Origin of the sequence: Micromonospora maritima, from assembly GCF_902825405.1 — a bacterium.
In the GTDB taxonomy this organism is placed as follows: domain Bacteria; phylum Actinomycetota; class Actinomycetes; order Mycobacteriales; family Micromonosporaceae; genus Micromonospora; species Micromonospora maritima.
In genome coordinates this window covers 12856-31895 of record NZ_CADEAU010000014.1, presented here as the reverse complement: position 1 = coordinate 31895, position 19040 = coordinate 12856, and the positions used below count along the sequence as shown (strand labels likewise).

General features: G+C 73.6%; 14 protein-coding genes. 9 read left to right on the top strand and 5 right to left on the bottom strand.

Features of this window, described 5'->3' with window-relative positions; all coding sequences use genetic code 11:
• The 4 genes from HUW36_RS03675 to HUW36_RS03660 form a co-directional block, all read left to right on the top strand.
• On the top strand, window positions 1-754 hold a 754-nt coding region (locus tag HUW36_RS03675; protein ID WP_174526790.1), incomplete at its 5' end, for an STM4014 family protein.
• Window positions 742-1545, top strand: coding sequence for an STM4013/SEN3800 family hydrolase (locus tag HUW36_RS03670; RefSeq protein ID WP_174526789.1), 804 nt, complete (start codon window positions 742-744; stop codon window positions 1543-1545). The genes HUW36_RS03675 and HUW36_RS03670, both read left to right, overlap by 13 nt.
• On the top strand, window positions 1542-2867 hold the full coding sequence (locus HUW36_RS03665) for an STM4012 family radical SAM protein (RefSeq protein ID WP_246247848.1): 1326 nt from the start codon (window positions 1542-1544) through the stop codon (window positions 2865-2867). The genes HUW36_RS03670 and HUW36_RS03665 overlap by 4 nt, the downstream gene beginning before the upstream one ends.
• Window positions 2864-3718 carry an STM4011 family radical SAM protein gene (locus HUW36_RS03660; RefSeq protein WP_174526787.1) on the top strand — a complete coding sequence of 285 codons (855 nt, stop codon included), beginning with the start codon at window positions 2864-2866 and terminating at the stop codon, window positions 3716-3718. Before HUW36_RS03665 ends, HUW36_RS03660 begins: the two co-directional genes overlap by 4 nt.
• Before the next feature lie 43 nt (window positions 3719-3761).
• Here the strand turns inward: HUW36_RS03660 and rph are convergent, their stop codons facing one another.
• Window positions 3762-6362, bottom strand: a complete 2601-nt coding sequence (gene rph, locus HUW36_RS03655) for a rifamycin-inactivating phosphotransferase (protein ID WP_174526786.1) — start codon at window positions 6360-6362, stop codon at window positions 3762-3764.
• A 329-nt stretch (window positions 6363-6691) separates the two neighbouring features.
• Here rph and HUW36_RS34835 point away from each other — a divergent pair, with 329 nt between their 5' ends.
• The gene (locus tag HUW36_RS34835) at window positions 6692-10843 is read left to right on the top strand and encodes a SpoIIE family protein phosphatase (RefSeq protein WP_174526785.1); all 4152 of its coding nucleotides are present in this window, start codon (window positions 6692-6694) and stop codon (window positions 10841-10843) included.
• On the top strand, window positions 10840-11139 hold the full coding sequence (locus tag HUW36_RS03645) for an STAS domain-containing protein (RefSeq protein ID WP_174526784.1): 300 nt from the start codon (window positions 10840-10842) through the stop codon (window positions 11137-11139). Before HUW36_RS34835 ends, HUW36_RS03645 begins: the two co-directional genes overlap by 4 nt.
• A gap of 90 nt (window positions 11140-11229) precedes the next feature.
• Here the strand turns inward: HUW36_RS03645 and HUW36_RS03640 are convergent, their stop codons facing one another.
• Entirely contained in the window at window positions 11230-11970 is a 741-nt protein-coding gene (locus HUW36_RS03640) for an SDR family oxidoreductase (RefSeq protein ID WP_174526783.1), read from the bottom strand.
• Between the two features lie 129 nt (window positions 11971-12099).
• Here HUW36_RS03640 and HUW36_RS03635 point away from each other — a divergent pair, with 129 nt between their 5' ends.
• Entirely contained in the window at window positions 12100-12594 is a 495-nt protein-coding gene (locus tag HUW36_RS03635) for an RrF2 family transcriptional regulator (RefSeq protein ID WP_174526782.1), read from the top strand.
• Window positions 12595-12648: 54 nt separating this feature from the next.
• On the opposite strand, the gene HUW36_RS03630 is transcribed toward HUW36_RS03635, so the two are convergent.
• Entirely contained in the window at window positions 12649-13425 is a 777-nt protein-coding gene (locus tag HUW36_RS03630; RefSeq protein WP_174526781.1) for an IclR family transcriptional regulator, read from the bottom strand.
• Between the two features lie 35 nt (window positions 13426-13460).
• Between HUW36_RS03630 and eda the strand changes: the two genes are divergently transcribed.
• Together eda and HUW36_RS03620 are read left to right on the top strand one after the other, a co-directional pair.
• Window positions 13461-14111, top strand: a complete 651-nt coding sequence (gene eda, locus HUW36_RS03625; RefSeq protein WP_174526780.1) for a bifunctional 4-hydroxy-2-oxoglutarate aldolase/2-dehydro-3-deoxy-phosphogluconate aldolase — start codon at window positions 13461-13463, stop codon at window positions 14109-14111.
• A complete protein-coding gene (locus HUW36_RS03620) occupies window positions 14108-15214 on the top strand; it encodes a sugar kinase (RefSeq protein ID WP_174526779.1) in 1107 nt (368 codons plus the stop codon). The genes eda and HUW36_RS03620 overlap by 4 nt, the downstream gene beginning before the upstream one ends.
• A 48-nt stretch (window positions 15215-15262) precedes the next feature.
• On the opposite strand, the gene HUW36_RS03615 is transcribed toward HUW36_RS03620, so the two are convergent.
• Both HUW36_RS03615 and HUW36_RS03610 read right to left on the bottom strand, forming a co-directional pair.
• On the bottom strand, window positions 15263-16795 hold the full coding sequence (locus HUW36_RS03615; RefSeq protein WP_174526778.1) for an RICIN domain-containing protein: 1533 nt from the start codon (window positions 16793-16795) through the stop codon (window positions 15263-15265).
• A gap of 97 nt (window positions 16796-16892) precedes the next feature.
• A complete protein-coding gene (locus HUW36_RS03610; RefSeq protein WP_174526777.1) occupies window positions 16893-18968 on the bottom strand; it encodes a family 43 glycosylhydrolase in 2076 nt (691 codons plus the stop codon).
• Between the last annotated feature and the right edge of the window lie 72 nt (window positions 18969-19040).

Here is a 19040-nt window from a genome sequence, read left to right as displayed (position 1 = left end):
GGTGCTGTGCGACAAGCGGCGCTGCCACGCCGTGCTGTCCGCCGCCGGGGTGCCGGTGCCGGCCGCGCTGCCACCGGTGGACGGCTACCCGGCGCTGCGCACGGCGATGGCCGGGGCCGGCTGGCACCGGGTGTTCGTCAAGCCCGCGCACGGCTCGTCGGCCGCCGGGGTGATCGCGCTGGCGGTCGGCCCGCGTGGCCTGCGGGCCGACACCACGGTCGAGCACACCCCGGACGGGTTGTTCAACTCGCTGCGGGTGCGCCGGTACACCGACGAGGCGACGGTCGCCGCGATCGTCGACCGGCTGGCCCCGGACGGCCTGCACGTCGAACGGTGGCTGCCCAAGGCCGGCCTCGGCGACCGGGTGGTCGACGTGCGGGTGGTGGTGGTCGCCGGGCGACCGACGCACGCGGTGGTCCGCGCCGCCCGGGGCCCGCTGACCAACCTGCACCTCGGCAACGCCCGCGGTGACCTGGCCGCGCTGCGGGCGGCGGTCGGGGAGGCCGGGTGGGCGGCGGCGATGGAGACCTGCGAGCGGGTGGCGGCCTGCTTCACCGGCTCGCTGCACGTCGGCGTCGACCTGATGTTCCTGGCCGGCTGGCGTCGGCACGCGGTCGCCGAGGTGAACGCGTTCGGTGACCTGCTGCCCGGCGTGGTCACCGACGGCCGGGACACCTACGCCGAGCAGGTGCACGCCCTGACCACCGGCCGGTGGCAGCGGTGGCGGGCGGGGGTGGGCGCGTGCGCGGCCTGATCGGCACCCACGACCTGCTCCTGGTCACCTTGGACACGCTGCGCTACGACGTGGCGGCCGAGCTGGCCGGGGCGGGGCGTACCCCACGGCTGGCGCGGGCGCTGCCCGGCGGGCGGTGGGAGCGGCGGCACTCCCCGGCGAGCTTCACCTACGCCGCGCACCACGCGTTCTTCGCCGGCTTCCTGCCCACCCCGACCTCGCCCGGCCCGCACGAGCGGCGCTTCGCGGCGGCGTTCCCGGGCAGCGAGTCCGCCGGAGCCGACACCTGGGTGTTCGACGCCCCGGACCTGCCGACCGCGCTCGCCGGCGCCGGCTACCACACGCTGTGCCTGGGCGGCGTCGGCTTCTTCAACAGGCGCAGCCCGCTCGGGTCCGTGCTGCCCGGCCTGTTCGCCGAGGCGCACTGGGAGCCGGAGTTCGGCGTCACGTCCCCCACCTGCCTGGACGCCCAGCTCGACCGGTTGGCCGAGGTGCTGGCCCGGGTCCCGGCGCGGCAGCCGCTGTTCACCTTCCTCAACGTCGCGGCGCTGCACCAGCCCAACCGGCACCACCTGCCCGGCGCCACGACCGACAGCCGGGCCAGCCACGCCGCCGCCCTGGAATACGTCGACGGGCGGGTCGACCGGCTGTTCCGCCTGGCCACCGGCAGAGGGCGGCCGGTGTTCACGATCGTCTGCTCCGACCACGGCACCGCCTACGGGGAGGACGGACACACCGGCCACCGGATCGGCCACGACGTGGTGTGGACCGTCCCCTACGCCGACTTCACCCTGCACCCGGGAGAATGGTGACCAGCACCGATCCGAGCCTCGACGGCTCGCCGTACCAGCAGTACCTGTACGCATACCCGCACAAGACGTCCTACCGGCCGCTGCGACCCCGGCCGCTGCTGGCCGACGTGTGGCGGGCCGAGGCGCGCCAGGCGCTCTTCCTCTACGTGCACGTGCCGTTCTGCGAGATGCGGTGCGGCTTCTGCAACCTGTTCACCCGGGCCCACGCCCCGCAGGAGCAGGTGACCGCCTACCTGCGGCAGCTGCGCCGGCAGGCCGGCGCGGTCGCCGACGCGCTCGGCGGCGACGCCGGCTACGCCCGCGCGGCGTTCGGCGGCGGCACGCCCACCAACCTGACCGCCGACGAGTTGACCGAGCTGTTCGCGATCGCCACCGACGTGGTCGGCGCGCGGCTTCCGGGCGTACCCCTGTCGGTCGAGACGTCGCCGGCCACCGCGACGCCGGACCGGCTCGCGGTGCTGGCCGCGCACGGCACCACCCGGGTGAGCATCGGGGTGCAGAGCTTCCTCGACGTGGAGGCGCGCGCCGCCGGACGGCCGCAGCGGCGCACGGAGGTGGAGGCGGCGTTGGCCGCGATCCGGCAGGCGCGGATCCCCGTGCTGAACGTCGACCTGATCTACGGCATCGACGGGCAGACCGCCGCGACGTGGCGGCAGAGCCTGGAGGCGGCGCTGGCCTGGCGTCCCGAGGAGCTGTACCTGTACCCGCTCTACGTCCGTCCGCTGACCGGCCTGGGCCGGCGCGCGCACGGGCGTGCCGACTGGGACGCCCAGCGGCTCGACCTGTACCGGCAGGCGGTGGAGACGCTCGGCGCGGCCGGCTACCGGCAGGAGTCGATGCGGCAGTTCCGCCGCGCGGACGTGCCGGCGCCGGACGGCCCGGACTACTGCTGCCAGGACGACGGCATGATCGGCCTGGGCTGCGGCGCGCGGTCCTACACCACCGCGTTGCACTACTCCTTCGACTACGCGGTGAGCGTCGGGCAGGTGCGCGCGGTGCTCGACGACTACCTGGGCCGGGACGCGGACGACTTCCGGTACGCCGAGTTCGGCTTCGCGCTCGACGACACCGAGCAGCGCCGGCGCTGGCTGCTCAAGTCGCTGCTGCGTACCGAGGGGGTGGACGCGGACGCCTACCGGGCCCGTTTCGGTGCGCCGCCCGCCGCCGACTTCCCGCAGCTCGCCCTCCTGGTCGAGCGGGGCTGGGCGACCGACGGCGGGCTGCGGCTCACCGCCGCCGGGCTGGCCCGCTCGGACGCGGTCGGCCCGTGGCTCACCTCCGCCGAGGTGCGGCGGGCGATGACCGGGTACGCGCCGCGGTGAACCTGTCGATCCTCTACCGCGGGCCGTTGGCCAGCTGCAACTACGACTGCCCGTACTGCCCGTTCGCCAAGCGCCGGGACCCGCCGGAGCTGCTGCGCGCCGACCGGGCGGCGCTGGCCCGGTTCACCGGCTGGGTCGCCGCGACCACCGACCTGCGGCTGTCGGTGCTGTTCACCCCGTGGGGCGAGGGGTTGACCCGACGCTGGTACCGGGACGCGATGGTGTCGCTGTCCCACCTGCCGCACGTGGAGCGGGTGGTCATCCAGACCAACCTGGCCGCCCGGGTCGACTGGCTGGCGGACGCGGACCCGGACGCCGCGGCGCTGTGGACCACCTACCACCCGGGCCAGGTCGACCGGACGCGGTTCCTGAGCCGCTGCGCCCGCCTGTCCGAGCTGGGCATCCGGCACTCCGTCGGCGTGGTCGGCCTGCCGGCGCACCTGGACGAGGCGCGGGCGCTGCGCGCCGCCCTGCCGGACGCGGTCTACCTGTGGGTCAACGCCGCCGACGGCCACCGGTACACGGCCGAGGAGGAGGCCGCGTGGACCGCGCTGGACCCGCACTTCGGCTTCAGCGTCCGGCCGCACCTGTCGCTCGGCCGGCCGTGCCACGCCGGGGAGACCGCCGTCTCCGTGCTCGGCGACGGCACGGTCCGCCGCTGCCACTTCGTCCCCACGCCGATCGGCAACCTCTACGACGGGTCGTGGCGGGCCGCCCTGCGGCCGCGACCGTGTCCGGCCGCCGTCTGCGACTGCCACATCGGGTACGTCCACCTGAAGCCGCTCGGGCTGCGGGACGTCTTCGCCGGCGGGGTGCTGGAACGCATCCCCGCCGTGTGGCCAGTGCCCTGACCTTTCCCACCCGGGTCAGGTCAGCAGCTCGACTCCGCCCGGGTCAGGTCAGCAGCTCGACGTAGCCGCCGGAGCCGTGCACCCGGATCCGCTGCCCGTCCCGGATCAGGCGGGTCGCGTCCGGCACGTTCACCACGGCCGGCAGGCCGTACTCGCGGGCGATCACCGCGCCGTGGGTCATCTGGCCACCCACCTCCGTCACCAGGCCGGCGACGGCGACGAACAGGGGCGTCCAGCTGGGATCCGTGTGCGCGGTGACCAGGATGTCGCCCGGTTCGAGTTCGGCGCGGGCCAGGTCCAGGACGACCCGGGCCCGTCCCTCGACGGCCCCGTGCGAGACCGGCAGTCCGACCAGCGCCCCGGCGGGCACGTCGTCGCGCCGGTACGCCCCGGTGAGCGCCTCACCGTCGGAGGTCAGCACCCGGGGCGGCGTCAACGTCCGGTGCCACCGGTACGCGTCCCGACGCTCGCGGACGAGCCGCCCGTCGATCCGGCGCGTGCGCACCACGTCGCCGAACTCCGCGAGCGTCAGGAAGAAGACGTCCTCCCGGTCGGCGAGCACCCCGTCCCGGACGAGCCGGTCGGCCTCCGCCGTCAACGCCTGCTTGTAGACGAAGTAGCGGCTGACGATGTCGTACTTCGGGTACTCGCGGTAGCCGATGAATGTCCGGACCCGGTCGATCATGCGGCGCGTCTCGTCGGCCCTGGCCTCCCCGTCGGGCCGGGCCCGCAGCCGGGTCAGCACCTCTCGGGCCTTGCGCTCGGCCGCCTGCCGCCCCTGCTCGAAGCGCCGCGCGGCCTCACCCGGGGCGAAGTTCCGTACGTGGTCGAGGATCAGCGGCACGAGGGTGGCCGGACGCTCGCTCCACCGGGGCCGGGTGATGTCGATCTCGCCGACGCACCGCATGCCGTACCGGTCGAGGTACGCCCCGATCGCGTCGCGCGCCTCCGTACCGCCCGGGAGCCCGGGCAGCCCGTCCAGGAAGCCGTCGTCCCCGTCGACGCCGCGCAGGAACGCCACCACCTCGGGATGCGGCCGGATCACGTCGGCGACGTCGAGCAGCGCCAACCCCATCTCGGAGGTGACGTTGCCGGGCGCGGAGAGGGTGAGCGTGTCGGCCGCGTTCGTCTCGCCCAGCCACTCCCCCAGCTTGTCGTTGAGCCACCAGGTGGCCTGCATCCCCGCCATGATCGCCTGCACGTTCACCGGATCGGCGAGGACCCGCTTGTGCTCGACGAACGCCTCCTCCAGGAAGTCGAACAGCGCCGGGCCGGACCGGGTGCGGATGTCCCGGCGCAACGCGGCGATGCTGGCCCGGCTGCGGTCGACGAGCGCCGCGACGACGGCCGGGTCGGTCTCGACCGCGGCCGGTGGGCCGCCGAACGGCGGCCCGGCGGGGGCGTGCTCCGACGACGTCGGCGGGATGTCCCCGCGCTCCAGGACCGTCTCCAGCGCGTCCCGGGTCAGCGGGTCGGACCGGGTCATCAGGTCGAGGAAGGCGGCCCGGCCGGCCGGCGTGGCCAGGTGCCCGGTGGCGTCGACGAACAGCCGGCCGCCGGCCTCGTGCATCGGGGCCATGGCGGTGCGCCGCCACATCGACAGGCCCAGCGGCTTCATCGCGTCGGTCATCATCTGCTGGTGGCCGACCGACAGGTAGACGCGGCTCTCGCCGTCGTCCACGGCGGGTAGCGGGAACAGCGTGGTGATCGGCCGGCTCTGGAGGACGTGGAAGTCGTCACCGACCAGGCCCCACTCGATGTCCTGGGGGCCGCCGAAGGCGGCCTCGATCCGCCGGCCCAACCGCACGAGCCGGACGACCTGGTCGTCGGTCAGCGCGGGTTGCTCCTGCCGCGCCGGGTCGACCTCCTCCTCCCGGGTCCCGCCGCCCGGCAGGGCGTGGACCGCCCGCCGCTTGGCGGCGATCCGCCGGGCGACGATCCCCTCGTCGCGGACGGTGAACACGTCCGGGTCCACCAGGCCGGAGACCAGCGCCTCGCCCAGCCCGAACCCGGCGTCCACGGTGGCGACGCGGCGGTTGCCGGAGACCGGGTCGGCCGTGAACAGGATGCCGGCGGCGTCGGGGAACACCATCCGCTGCACGACCACGGCCATCCGCACGCTCCGGTGGTCGACGCCGTTGCGCCGGCGGTAGGTCACCGCCCGCTCGCTGAACAGCGAGGCCCAGCACCGGCGGACGTGCCGGAGGATCTCGGCCGGACCCCGCACGTTCAGGTAGGTGTCCTGCTGACCCGCGAACGAGGCCGTCGGCCGGTCCTCCGCCGTGGCGCTGGACCGGACGGCGTAGGCGCCGTCCGCGCCGAGCCGGGCCAGCGCCCGGGTGATCTCCGCGGCGACGTCCCCGGGCACGGCGACGTCCTCGACGGCGCGACGGATCTCCGCGCTGACCGACCGGACCCCCTCCCGGTCCTCCGGCCGCAGCCGCGCGAGCCGGTCGAGCCGATCGTCGAGGGCCGGGGTCGCCGCCGCCACCCGCCGGAAGGCGTCCGTCGTCACGCAGAAACCGGGGGGCACCCGTACGCCGGCGATCCGCGACAACGCGCCCAGGTGCGCGCCCTTCCCGCCGACGATGGCGACCTGCGTCCGGTCGACCGCCTCGAAGCCCACCACGTGTCGTCCGGTCATCGCCATGTCCCCCGTCTTCCCAGCTCAGCCGCGTCCGGCCGACGATTCTGCGGCACGACCGGGGTCTTGCGGCAAGCCCCCGGGTGCGGTATACGTTAGAAGTGGCAGGGAGACAACTCCCTGCCATTGCTGTGTCTGGCCACCACCGCTGCACCCCACCGGCAGGTCCGACCGGTCCGGATTTGCCGGCGAAGCGACGATGCGTGAACTCGGTCTCGTTCCGCGCCGGGCGGAATGGCCGGGGCCCCGCCGGGGCAAGAGCCGATCACCGGTCCGTGACCGCGCGACCCGGACGAGCAGGATCACGCGTAGTGGGGGAGACTCGGGCGATGACCGGCGCTGACACCGACCCGCGTACGCGTGCCGACGTGTTCGCCGTCGACGGTGAGATCGGCCCGGACCTGGCCCGGGTCGACTGGCCGGCGCACCCGCTGGGGCCGCCGGACGGGTGGCCGCAGAGCCTGCGCACCGCGGTGCGCATCCTGCTGTCCTCCCGCTTCCCCATGTGGATGGCCTGGGGCCCCGAGCTGACCTTCTTCTGCAATGCCGCCTACCGCCGGGACACGCTGGGCCGCAAGTACCCGTGGGCGTTGGGCCGCCGGGCCGACGAGGTGTGGGCGGAGATCTGGGACGACATCGGCCCCCGCATCGACACGGTCCTGCGCACCGGCGAGGCGACCTGGGACGAGGGTCTCCTGCTCTTCCTGGAACGTGCCGGCTACCGCGAGGAGACGTACCACACGTTCTCCTACAGCCCGCTGCGTGACGACGACGGCACCCTGGTCGGGATGCTCTGCGTGGTCAGCGAGGACACCGAGCGGATGATCGGCGAGCGCCGGATGGCGACGCTGCGCGACCTCGGCTCCGACCCGAGCGTGGTCCGCACCGAGCGGGAGACGCTGGCCTTCGCCAGCCGCCAGTTGGCGCGCAACCAGCAGGACCTGCCGTTCACGCTGACGTACCTGTTCGGTGACGACGGGGACGCCCGGCTGGTCGAGGCGACCGGCCTGGCCGCCGGCCATCCGGCGGCCCCAGCGGCACTGTCGCGGGCCGACCTGACGTCGGTCTGGCCGCTGCGGGCCCTGACCGAGGGCGAGACGGTGCGGGTGCCGCTCGACGGTCCCGCCTTCGCCGACCTGCCCCAGGGCGTGTGGCCCGATCCGCCGACCGAGGCGCTGCTGGTGCCGCTGCGCCAGCAGGGCGCGGCGCCCTACGGGTTCCTCGTGGCCGGCCTGAACCGCTACCGGGCCCTGGACGACGGTTACCGCGGATTCGTGGAGCTGGCAGCCGGGCACGTGGCGACCGGCATCGCCAGCGCGCGCACCTACCAGGCGCAGCAGCGCCGGGCCGAGGAACTGGCCGAACTGGACCGCGCCAAGACCGCCTTCTTCTCCAACATCAGCCACGAGTTCCGGACCCCGCTGACCTTGATCATGGGACCGGTGGACGAGCTGCGTGGCCGGATGCAGGACGCCGACCCGCGGATCCGCGAGGAGCTGGAGGTCATCCGTCGCAACGGGCTGCGCCTGGGCCGGCTGGTCAACAGCCTGCTCGACTTCTCGCGGCTCGAGGCCGGCCGGATGCAGGCCCGCTTCGAACCGGTCGACCTGGCCGCGGTGACCGCCGACCTGGCCAGCGTCTTCCGCTCGGCGATCGAGCGGGCCGGCCTGACCTTCGAGGTCGACTGCCCGCCCCTGCCCGGTGCGGTGCACATCGACCCGGGCATGTGGGAGAAGGTCGTCCTCAACCTCCTCAGCAACGCCCTGAAGTTCACCTTCGACGGCTCCGTGCGGGTGGAGCTGCGGGCGGAGGACGGGCAGGCCGTCCTGCGCGTGTCCGACACCGGCATCGGCGTCGCCGCGGACGAGATTCCGCGCCTGTTCGAGCGCTTCCACCGGATCGAGAACGCCCGCTCCCGGTCCGGCGAGGGCAGCGGGATCGGGTTGGCCCTGGTCCAGGAGCTGGTCGGGCTGCACGGCGGCACCATCACCGCCAGCAGCACCGTGCGGCAGGGCACCTGTTTCACGGTCCGACTGCCGTTCGGGGTCGCCCACCTGCCCGCCGACGCGCTCGCGCCCGCGGGCACCGGCCGGGCCGCGGCGTCGGCCGAACCGTTCGTGCAGGAGGCGTTGCGCTGGCTGCCCGGTGACCACTCCGACCTGGACCAGGGCGACATGGCGCCGGTCGACGGGCCGGTCACGGCGCTGCGCGACGGTGCGCCGGCCCGGGTGCTGGTCGCCGACGACAACGCCGACATGCGCGAGTACCTGACCCGTCTGCTGCGCTCCGCCGGGCACCGGGTGGAGGCCGTCGCCGACGGTCGGGCGGCGCTGGAGGCCGCGCGTACCCGGACGCCGGACCTGGTGGTCAGCGACGTGATGATGCCCCGGCTCGACGGTCTGCAACTGGTGGCCGCGTTGCGCACCGACCCGCGCACCGCCGGCACGCCGGTGCTGCTGCTCTCGGCCCGCGCCGGGCAGGAGGCGTCCATCGAGGGGCTGGAGGCCGGCGCCGACGACTATCTGGTCAAGCCCTTCCCGGCGGCCGAGCTGCTGGCCCGGGTCCGGGCGAACGTGGAGCTGGCCCGCCTGCGCAACCACCACGCGCGCTGGCGCACCGCGCTCGTGGACTCGTTGCAGGAGGCGTTCTTCGTCTGCGACGAGGACGGCGCGGTGGTGGAGATCAACGCCGCGTTCACCGACATCCTCGGCTACGGACCCGAAGGGCTTCCCTACCCCCCGGTGCAGCCGTGGTGGCCGGACCCGCAGGCCGAGCCGGAGGCGCACCGCCAGGTGGCGGCGGCGTTCTCGGTGCTGATCGGCCAGAACCAGGGCACCTACACCGTGCCGGTGACCCACCGCAACGGGCACCGGCTGTGGATCGCCGCCTCGTTCAACCAGGTCGACGATCCCGACACCGGCCGGCGGATGATCGTGGGCACGTTCCGCGACGTCACCGCCGAGCACTACGCGGTGCAGCGGGAGACCGCCCTCGCCGGGTTGGGCATGCGGCTGTCCCAGGCGGAGGACCTTCCCGACGCCCTCCACGGCGTGCTGGACGAGCTGCGCAAGCTGTGGCGCGCCACCGGCGTGGTCACGGCCGTGTTCGGCGACGACCCGACCCCGACCGTCACCGCCACCGACGCCGCGCTGCGCTGGGAGTCGCTTCCGGACGCGCGCCGGCAGGCTCTGGTCGCGCTGCGGGACACCCCGCTGCTGACGCCGGTGGCGACGCGGACGCACGGCGCCGGCATCGCGGTCGAGCACCCGGACGGCACCATGGCGCTCTGGATCGACCTCGGCGAGAAGCGACCGTTCACCGAACAGGACCAGACGCTGCTGGCGTTGCTCGCCGGCCACATCGGTCAGGGCCTGCACCGGGTGCACCAGATCGACCAGCAGCGCGAGACGGCGCTGGCCCTGCAACGGGCGATCCTCGGCCCGGCGCAACTACCGGCCGGCTTCGCCGTGCGCTACTCCCCCGCCACGCTTCCGCTCAAGGTCGGTGGCGACTGGTACGACACCGTCGGCCTGCCGGACGGCCGGATCGGGATCGTGGTCGGCGACTGCGTCGGCCACGGCCTGCGGGCCGCCACCGTGATGGGGCAGCTGCGCAGCGCCTGCCGCGCCCTGCTGCTGCAGGACGCCAGCCCGGGCCAGACGCTCATGGCCCTGGACCGGTTCGCCGCGCTGCTGCCGGGCGCCTCCTGCGCCACGGTCTTCTGCGGCGTCCTGGACCCGGCCACCGGACGGTTGCGCTACTCCAGCGCCGGGCACCCGCCGGCCATCGTCGTGCACCCCGACGGCACCTCACAGCTCCTCGAACAAGGACGGTCCCGTCCGCTGGCCGTCCGCCCGGGTCTCGAACGCCCGGAGGCCGAGACCGCCGTGCCGGCCCGGGCGACCCTGATGCTCTACACCGACGGCCTGGTGGAGCGCCGCCGCCAGCCGCTGACCGTCGGCATCGCCCACGCCACCGCCGCCATCCGGCGGGGCCGCGGAACCCCGGTGGAGGACCTCGCCACCGAGGTGATGGACCAGCTCACCCCGGAAGGCGGGTACGACGACGACGTGGCCGTGCTCCTCTACCGGCACCCCGGTCCGCTGGAGCTGGACTTCCCCGCCGAGTCGTCCCGCCTGGCCGAGGTGCGCACCGCGCTGCGGGGATGGCTGGACCGGTGCGGCCTGGCGCCCGCCAACGCCTACAACGTGCTGGTGGCCGCCGGCGAGGCGTGCGCCAACGCCATCGAGCACGGCCACCGGGACAGCCCCGGCGGGCGGATCCGGCTGCGCGCCGCCGCCACCGCGGACGCCCTGCGCCTGAGCGTCACCGACACCGGGCACTGGCGGGACCAGGCGCGACCCGCCGACCCGCACCGCGGGCGCGGGCTCGTGCTCATGCGCGCACTGATGGACAGCATCACGGTCACCCCCGGAGCCACCGGCACCACAGTGGACATGCAGGCAAGGATCATCCGATGAGTACGGCCCTGACCCTCACCACCGGCAGCAGGCCCGACGGCAGTCGCGTGCTGACCGTCGTCGGCGAGATCGACATGAGCAACGCGGCCTCGTTCGCCGACGCGCTGAACGACGCGGTACGGCCGGACGGCGAACCCCTCGTCGTGGACCTCACCGGGGTGGAGTATCTCGACAGCGCGGGCCTGGCCGCGTTGTTCCCGCACGCGGAGCGCATCGCGCTGATCGCCGGCCCGCTGCTGGAGCCCCTGCTCACCATCTCGGGGCTGGCCGACCTCACCACCGTCAAGAGCGGCTGAGGCGATCCGCCCACCCGGACCGGAGGACGGCGGTCCGGCGTGTCCGGTGCCGCCGCCTCGGCGTGGTGGACGATCGCGTCCGGCACGGCCTCAGTGGGACGACCGCAGCCAGTCCGCGTAGTGGGTGGGCGCGAGTCGGGCGTCCGGGCCCGCGACGAGGACGTCACCGTCGACGACGGCGAACATGCCGGCCGCGCCGTCGACCACCACGGTCCGGTCGTCGTGCCGGGCAGCCAGGGTGACCCGGCCCAGCTCGTCGAGGGTGAACTCGTCCGGGCCGGCGACGTTGCGGATGCCGTTGAGCGGCGCGCCGGTCGCCACGTCGACGACCGCGTCGACCACGTCGGCGGCGGCCATCGGCTGCACCGGGGTGGCCGGCAGCCGCACGGTGCTGTCGTCGGACGTCCAGGACAGGATCGCGTCGACGAACTCGAAGAACTGGGTCGCGCGCACGACCGACCAGGGGGTGCCGCCGTCCCGGAGCAGCTCCTCCTGCAGCGTCTTGGCCCGGTAGTAGTCGAGCTGCGGCACCTGGTCGACGCCGACGATCGACAGGACGACCTGGTGGCCGACGCCGGCGCGCCGGCCGGCGGCGAGCAGGTTGCCCATCGAGGTGCGGAAGAACTCCAGCGACGCCTCGTCGAAGGTCGGCGAGTTCGCCACGTTGACCACGACCTCCGCCCCGGCCAGCACCTCGTCCAGGCCCTGGCCGCTGATCAGGTCGACGCCTGTCGACAGCGCCGCGGGCACGGCGTCGTGCCCCGCTTCGGACAGCTTGCGGACCACCTGCGACCCGATCAGACCGGTGCCACCGATGACGACGATCTTCATGCTTCCCGCCTTTCCCGACGCGGTTCAGGACACGCCGGATTCCCGTTCGAGGACGCCTCAAACTCGGACACGTTATATCCGAGATATTAGTCGGATAGAGTTTGTCCGAGTCAAGGGGGGGATGGGCCGATGAAGCTGTCCGGTGGGGTCGAGTGGGCGTTGCACTGCTGCGTGGTGCTGACCACGGCCGCACAGCCGGTGCCGGCCGCACGGCTCGCGGAGCTGCACGACGTCTCCGCCAGCTATCTGGCCAAGCAGTTGCAGGCGCTCTCCCGCGCCGGCCTGGTGACCTCCGTGCAGGGCAAGGCCGGTGGATACGTGCTCACCCGGGCGGCGGAGCGGATCACCGTGCTCGACGTGGTGACCGCCGTCGACGGCGCCCAGCCCGCGTTCGTCTGCACCGAGATCCGCCAGCGCGGACCCCTGGCGACCCCGCCCGAGGCCTGCACCAGACCGTGCGCCATCGCCCGGGCCATGGCCGACGCCGACGCCGCCTGGCGCGCGGCCCTGGCCGCCGTCTCCGTGGCCGACCTGGCCCGGGACGTGGACGAGGACTACGGCCCCGCCACGTTGGCCGGGGTCCGCGCCTGGCTGAGCGACCCGGAGGACGACTCGCCCCGCTAGCGGCGTCCGCCGCCGGGCACCCGGGGGTACGAGAGCCGGCGCGACGGCGGCCGGTCAGGCCGGCAGCAGGCGGCGTGCGGCGCCGAGGCCGCCCACGGTCTCCCGCAGGGCCGCCACGATCGCCGGTTCGAGGTCGGGCCGCAGCCGGGTGACCGGCACCGAGACGCTCACCGCGTCGACCGCCGGCTCGGCGAGCGGCACGGCCATCGCGAAGCACACGATGCCCTCCGCGTTCTCCTCGCGGTCGACCGCATAGCCCGCCGCACGCACGGCGGCCAGGGCGGCACCAAGGTCGCGGCGGTTCGTGACGGTGGCCGGGGTGAGGCGGGGCAACGGGCGAGGCAGCAGGCGGTCGACCTCGGGCTCCGGGAGACCGGCGAGCAGCGCCTTGCCCAGCGCGGTGGCGTGCGCCGGCAGCCGGCGGCCGATCGCGCTGTAGAGGCGCAGCCGGTGGACCGACTCGCGCTTGGCCAGGTAGACGATCTGGTCGCCGTCCAGGCGTCCGAGGTGGACCGCCTCGCCGAACCGGCGGGACAACTCGTCGAGCACCCCGGCCAGCAGGGCGACGCTGTCGTCGCCGTCGAGGTAGGCGGCGCCGACGCGCAGGGCGCGGACGCCGAGCCGGAACCGGGTGCCGCCGGCGTCCGCCTCGACCCAGCCACGGGCGTGCAGCGTGCGCAGCAGGCCGTGCAGGCTGCTCTTCGGGATGCCCAGGGCCTGGGCGAGGTCGGCCGCCGTCCAGTGGCGCGGCTGGTCACCCAGCAGCTCCAGCAGGTCGAGCGTGCGCCCGGCCGACTTGACCGGCTGGAAATCCTCGGCGGCGGTGGACACGCGCCCACTCTAGCGAACACCACCCGACCGCAACTATGGTCACATCCGTGAATGACGTTCAGCATGATGAACAACCCGAGCTCGGTCCGATCCTGCCCGTCGTGATCCCCGACGACCCGCGGCACGCCGACGCCCTCGGCGACGCCCTGGTCGAGGGTGGTGTCACCGCCGTCGAGGTGACGCTGCGCACCCCCACCGCGCTCGACACCATCGCCGCCCTGGCGGCCCGGGGCGACCTGTTGGTCGGCGCCGGCACGGTCCTACGGGCCGAGCAGGCCGAGGAGGCCGTCGGCCGGGGCGCCCGCTTCGTCGTCTCGCCGGGCTTCGCGCCCGCCGTGGTCCGGTTCTGCCGGGACGCCGACGTCCCGGCCGTCCCCGGGGTCGCCACCGCCACCGAGATCCAGACCGCGCTCGACGCCGGGCTGGACACCGTCAAGTTCTTCCCCGCCCGACAGCTCGGCGGCCCGGCGATGGTCCAGGCCCTCGCCGCACCGTTCCGCGACGTGCGGTTCGTGCCCACCGGGGGCGTCACCCCCGACGTGATCGCCGACTACCTGGCCCTGCCGTCGGTGTCGACCGTCGGCGCGACCTGGGTCGTCGCGCCGGAGCTGATCGCCGGGCGACGCTGGGACGAGATCGTCGGCCGCGTCCGCACCGCGCTGGCCGCGGCGGGGCGTGCGTCGTGAGCGTGATCGCGGCACGGCCGCGCGGCGAGTGCCGCTACGACCTGGTCGCGCTGGGCGAGGTCATGCTGCGGCTCGACCCCGGCGCGGGACGCGTCCGCACCGCACGCCAGTTCCAGGCGTGGGAGGGCGGTGGGGAGTACAACGTGGCCCGCGGGCTGCGGCGGTGCTTCGGGCTGCGGACCGCCGTGGTCACCGCGCTCGCGGACAACCAGGTCGGCCGCCTCATCGAGGACCTCGTCCTCCAGGGCGGGGTCGACCCGGCGCTGATCGCCTGGATGCCGTACGACGGGGTCGGCCGCACGGTGCGCAACGGGCTGAACTTCACCGAACGGGGCTTCGGGGTGCGCGGCGCCGTGGGCACCTCGGACCGGGGCCACTCCGCCGCGAGCCAGCTCGCGCCCGACGACGTCGACTGGGACCACCTCTTCGGCGACCTGGGCGTGCGGTGGCTGCACACCGGCGGGATCTACGCGGCGCTGTCGGAGACGTCCGCCCGCACCGCCGAGGCGGCCATGACGGCGGCCCGGCGACACGGCACGATCGTCTCCTACGACCTGAACTACCGGCCGAGCCTGTGGCAGTCCGTCGGCGGCCAGGAGCGCGCCCGGACGGTCAACCGCCGCCTCGCCGGGCTGGTGGACGTGATGATCGGCAACGAGGAGGACTTCACCGCCTGCCTCGGGTTTCCGGTGCCGGACACGGACGTGGACGCCGGAGGCGCCCTGGACGCCCGCCAGTTCAAGGCCATGATCGAGGCGGTCGTCCAGGAGTTCACCACCTTCGCGGTGGTGGCGACCACGCTGCGCGGGGTACGCAGCGCCACCGTCAACGACTGGGGGGCGGTGGCCTGGGGCGGCGGGAGGTTCGTGGAGGCGTCCCACCGGGCCGGCCTGGAGATCCTGGACCGGGTCGGCGGCGGGGACAGCTTCGCGTCCGGCCTGATCTACGGCCTGCTGGAGCACGACGGCGATCTGGCGCTGGCGGTGGAGTACGGGGCGGCGCACGGCGCGCTGGCCATGACCACGCCCGGCGACACCTCGATGGCCAGCCTCGCCGAGGTGGAGGCGCTGATGCGGGGAGGATCGGCCCGGGTCCGGCGCTGACCGGCGGACCCGGCCGGGTCCTGGGACCCGGCCGGGCGTCGGGGCGCGCTACCGCACCGTCCAGCGTTGGTTGGCGGCACCGGTGCAGGTCCAGAGGATGACGGTGGTGCCGTTCGCGGTGGCGGCGCCGTTGACGTCCAGGCAGAGACCGGACTGCCCGGACCGGACGGTGCCGTCGGCGTTGCGGGTCCACCGCTGGTTGGCGCCGCCGGTGCAGTCCCAGATCACCGGCTGGGTGCCGTTCGTGGTGTTGCTCTGCGGGACGTCCAGGCACCGGCCCGAGGCGGCGCTGACCAGCGTGCCGCCGGTGGTCGGCGGTGGGGTGCCGGTGCCGCCGCCGCTGACCCGGTAGACCACCGTGCCGTGCGCGGGAACGGTCGCGGAGATGGCACCGGTCGTGGTGGTTGTCGCGTTGGTCCACGCGTCCAGCAGCGTGAACGACGTGCCGCTCTTGCCCACGGCGGCCGCGGTGGTCGAGATCGTGGTGCTGGCGCCGCCCTGGTTGAACAGCGCGACCGCCACGTCACCGTCGGCCAGCCGCTTGGCCAGGACCCGGCGGGTGCCGTCGAAGGAGACCTGGGTGGCCTGCAGGCCGAGGCTGTCCTGGTTGATCGCGATCAACGCACGGTTGGTCAGGATGCCCTGGGTAGCCGCGTTCATGTTCCGTACGTCGTTGCCGGCGATCAGCGGTGCGGCGAGCACCGCCCACATCGCGAAGTGGCTGCGCATCTCCGTGTCGGTCATCCCGCCGCGCCCCACCTCCATCATGTCCGGGTCGTTGAAGCCACCGGGACGCGCGTACCCGGCCAGGGGGACGGTGACGTTGATGATGTTCTGGATGCCCATCGGGTAGCCGTTGGTCTGCCCGGTGTCCCAGGCGTTGGTGATGTCCTCCGTGGTCCGCCACATGTTCGCCACGTCGCCCCAGTTGCGCTGCGGGCCGGTCTTGGCGTGGATGCTGTTCGGGTTGATGCTGTAGACGATCGGTCGGCCGGTCGCCGCGAGCGCGTCACGCATCTTGGCGAACGTGGCCACCTGCTGGTCGATGGTGCCGTTGGGCGAGCACCAGTCGTACTTGAGGAAGTCCACGCCCCAGGCGGCGAACTGGCGGGCGTCCTGCGCCTCGTGGCCCTGGCTGCCGGTGGCGCCCGGATATCCGCCGAAGTACTGGGCGCAGGTCTTGTCCACCGGTACCTGGTACAGGCCGAACTTCAGGCCCTTGCCGTGCAGGTAGTCCCCGAGCGCCCTCATCCCACTGGGGAACCGGCCGGGGTCGCCCTGGAGATTGCCCGCGGAGTCGCGGTTGGGGTTGAACCAGCAGTCGTCGACCACCACGTACTGGTAGCCGGCGTCGCGCATCCCGCTGGCCACGATGGCGTCGGCGGTCTGCCGGATCAACGTCTCGTTGATGTTGCAGCCGAACGAGTTCCAGCTGTTCCACCCCATCGGCGGGGTGCGCGCGACGCCGTTGTCCAGCGCCGCCGCGGCGGGTGGGCGTAGCCCGATCAGGGCGCCGGCCAGCAGCAGCCCGGCCGCCACGACGGCGGTGGCGCGGCGGCGGGCCGTGGTCAGGTGTCTCATCGATCGTCCTCTCCGCGACGGTGCACGCCCGCCGCAGGCGGTGTCCGGTGGGTGGTGGTGGCCGGGGCGCACGTCCGTTCGCCCCGGCCCGCAGCCGTCAGGGACCGGCCAGGGTGAACCGGCGGACGGTGACCGCGCCGCCGAGCGCCTGGGTGGCGTAGTTGAAGATCCCGAAGCGGTAGCCCATGAAGAACTGCCAGGCGTTGTTGAGCGTCAACGCGTTGCCCAGCGGCACGAAGGTCGTCCCGTCGGTGCTGTACGAGAAGGACGCCTGACGCCCACTGCCGGGTCTGATGTCGGCGGTGGCGCGCAGCCAGATCCGGCCGCCGCCGACCGGCGCGCCGGCGATCTCGGTGCCGGTGTTCGTGGTGCGCCAACCGCTGTCCATGGTCAGGTTGTTGGTCATCACGACGCGGGTGGCGCCGTTGTCGCGGCGGACACCGATCCAGGCCGAGGAGTCCCGGAGCATCGCCAGGCCGCTGCGGTCGCCGTCGCGCATCGCCGAGTAGTCCAGCTCGACCGTCGCCGTCGACGTCGGCCCCTGGATCCGGCGGGTCACCGTGTTGCGGGCGCTGTAGAGGTCGTTGGTGACCGTCGCGGTCTGCAGCCGCAGGCCGTCGCCGACCGACCAGCGGGAGTTGTCCGGGTTGTGGTTCCACTCCCACTGGTGGCTGAGCGTGCTGCCGGTGAACGTGTCCGTACCGGTCATCGGCTGCACCGGGCGGCTCGGCAGCGGTGACGGGTAGGAGCTGCCCCAGCCCCCGTTGACGGTCTGGATCTGGGGCCAGCCGTCGGACGTCCAGGTGATCGGGGCGAGGGCCGGGACCCGACCGCCCGGGTACGCGTCCACGAACGCCATGTAGTACCACCGGCCGTCCTGCGTCTGCACCAGGCCGCCCTGGTGGGGTACGCCGCCGCCGGCGATGGGTCCGGGCATGTTGAGCAGGACCTGACGCGTCTCGTAGGGGCCCCAGGGGCTGGTCGAGCGCAGGATGTACTGACCGTTGGCGGGCCGGGTGACGAAGATGTAGTAGTAGCCGTTGCGCTTGTAGAAGCGCGAACCCTCGAGCGTCCCGATGGACGAGGGCGTGGTGTAGACCTGCTGCGTGCGCACCTGGCTCAGGCCGTCCGCGGACAGTTGCGCCACGTGCAGCGTGCTGTTGCCGTAGGCGACGTACATGGTGTCGTTGTCGTCGACGAGCAGACCGGCGTCGTAGTAGCAGTTGTTGATCTCGGAGCGCTTCTGCCAGGTGCCACTGACCGAGGTGGAGGTGTAGACGTACGACCTGTTGAAGTCGATGCACCCGATCCAGTAGAACGTGCCGTTGCTGCTGCGGTAGTTCAACGTCGAGGCCCAGATGCCGTTGACGTACGCGCGGGCGCCGTTCAGGTCGTACTTCGCGCCGAAGTCCAGGCGGGGCACCGAGTGCCCGGCCATCTCCCAGTTGACCAGGTCGTAGGAGCGCAGCACCGGCGCGCCCGGCGAGTAGTGCATGGTGGACGAGGACATGTAGTAGGTGTCGCCGACGCGGATGATGTCGACGTCGGCGAAGTCCTGCCAGAGCACCGGATTGGTGTACGTGCCGCCGCTCGGCGGGTTGCCGTCACCGATGCGGACGAGTTGCCACTGCTGGTTGGCGCCGCCCCAGTCGGCGTACTGCACCACGTTCGCGCCGTCCGCGGTCGAGGCGTTCTGCACCTCGACGGCCTTGCCGGAGTGCCGGGCGATCAACCGCACGTAGCCCCCGGCGGAGTCGGCCAACCGGAACTGCTGGTTGGTGCCGTTGCCGTCGGCCCACTGGATGAGCCCGGCGCCGTCGGCGGTGGAGGCGCCGGAGACGTCGAGCACCTTGCCCGAGTGACGCGACCGCAGCCGGTAGTAGCCACCGCCGGAGTCGACGAACTGCCACTGCTGCCACGCGCCGTCGTTGCGGGACCACTGGGTGACCCGGGCCCCGTCGTTGGTGGCCTGGTTGTAGACGTCGAGCGCCTTGCCGCTGTTCCGGTTCACCAGCACGTACCAGGCGGCGGTGTCCACGCTCGCCGCCGAGGCGCTCGACGGCGTCACCGCGACGACGCCGGCACCGAGCAGCAGCGCCAGCGCCGCGGCCACCACGCGCGACCACCGGCCGCCCCGTCCCGCCCGGGGCGGGGCCTTCTCGATCCGCACCATGCTCCTCCTTCGATCGGGCCCCGGTCGGGTGGCCCAACCACGCGTGGGCCCACCGACCGGAAGACAGTCCTG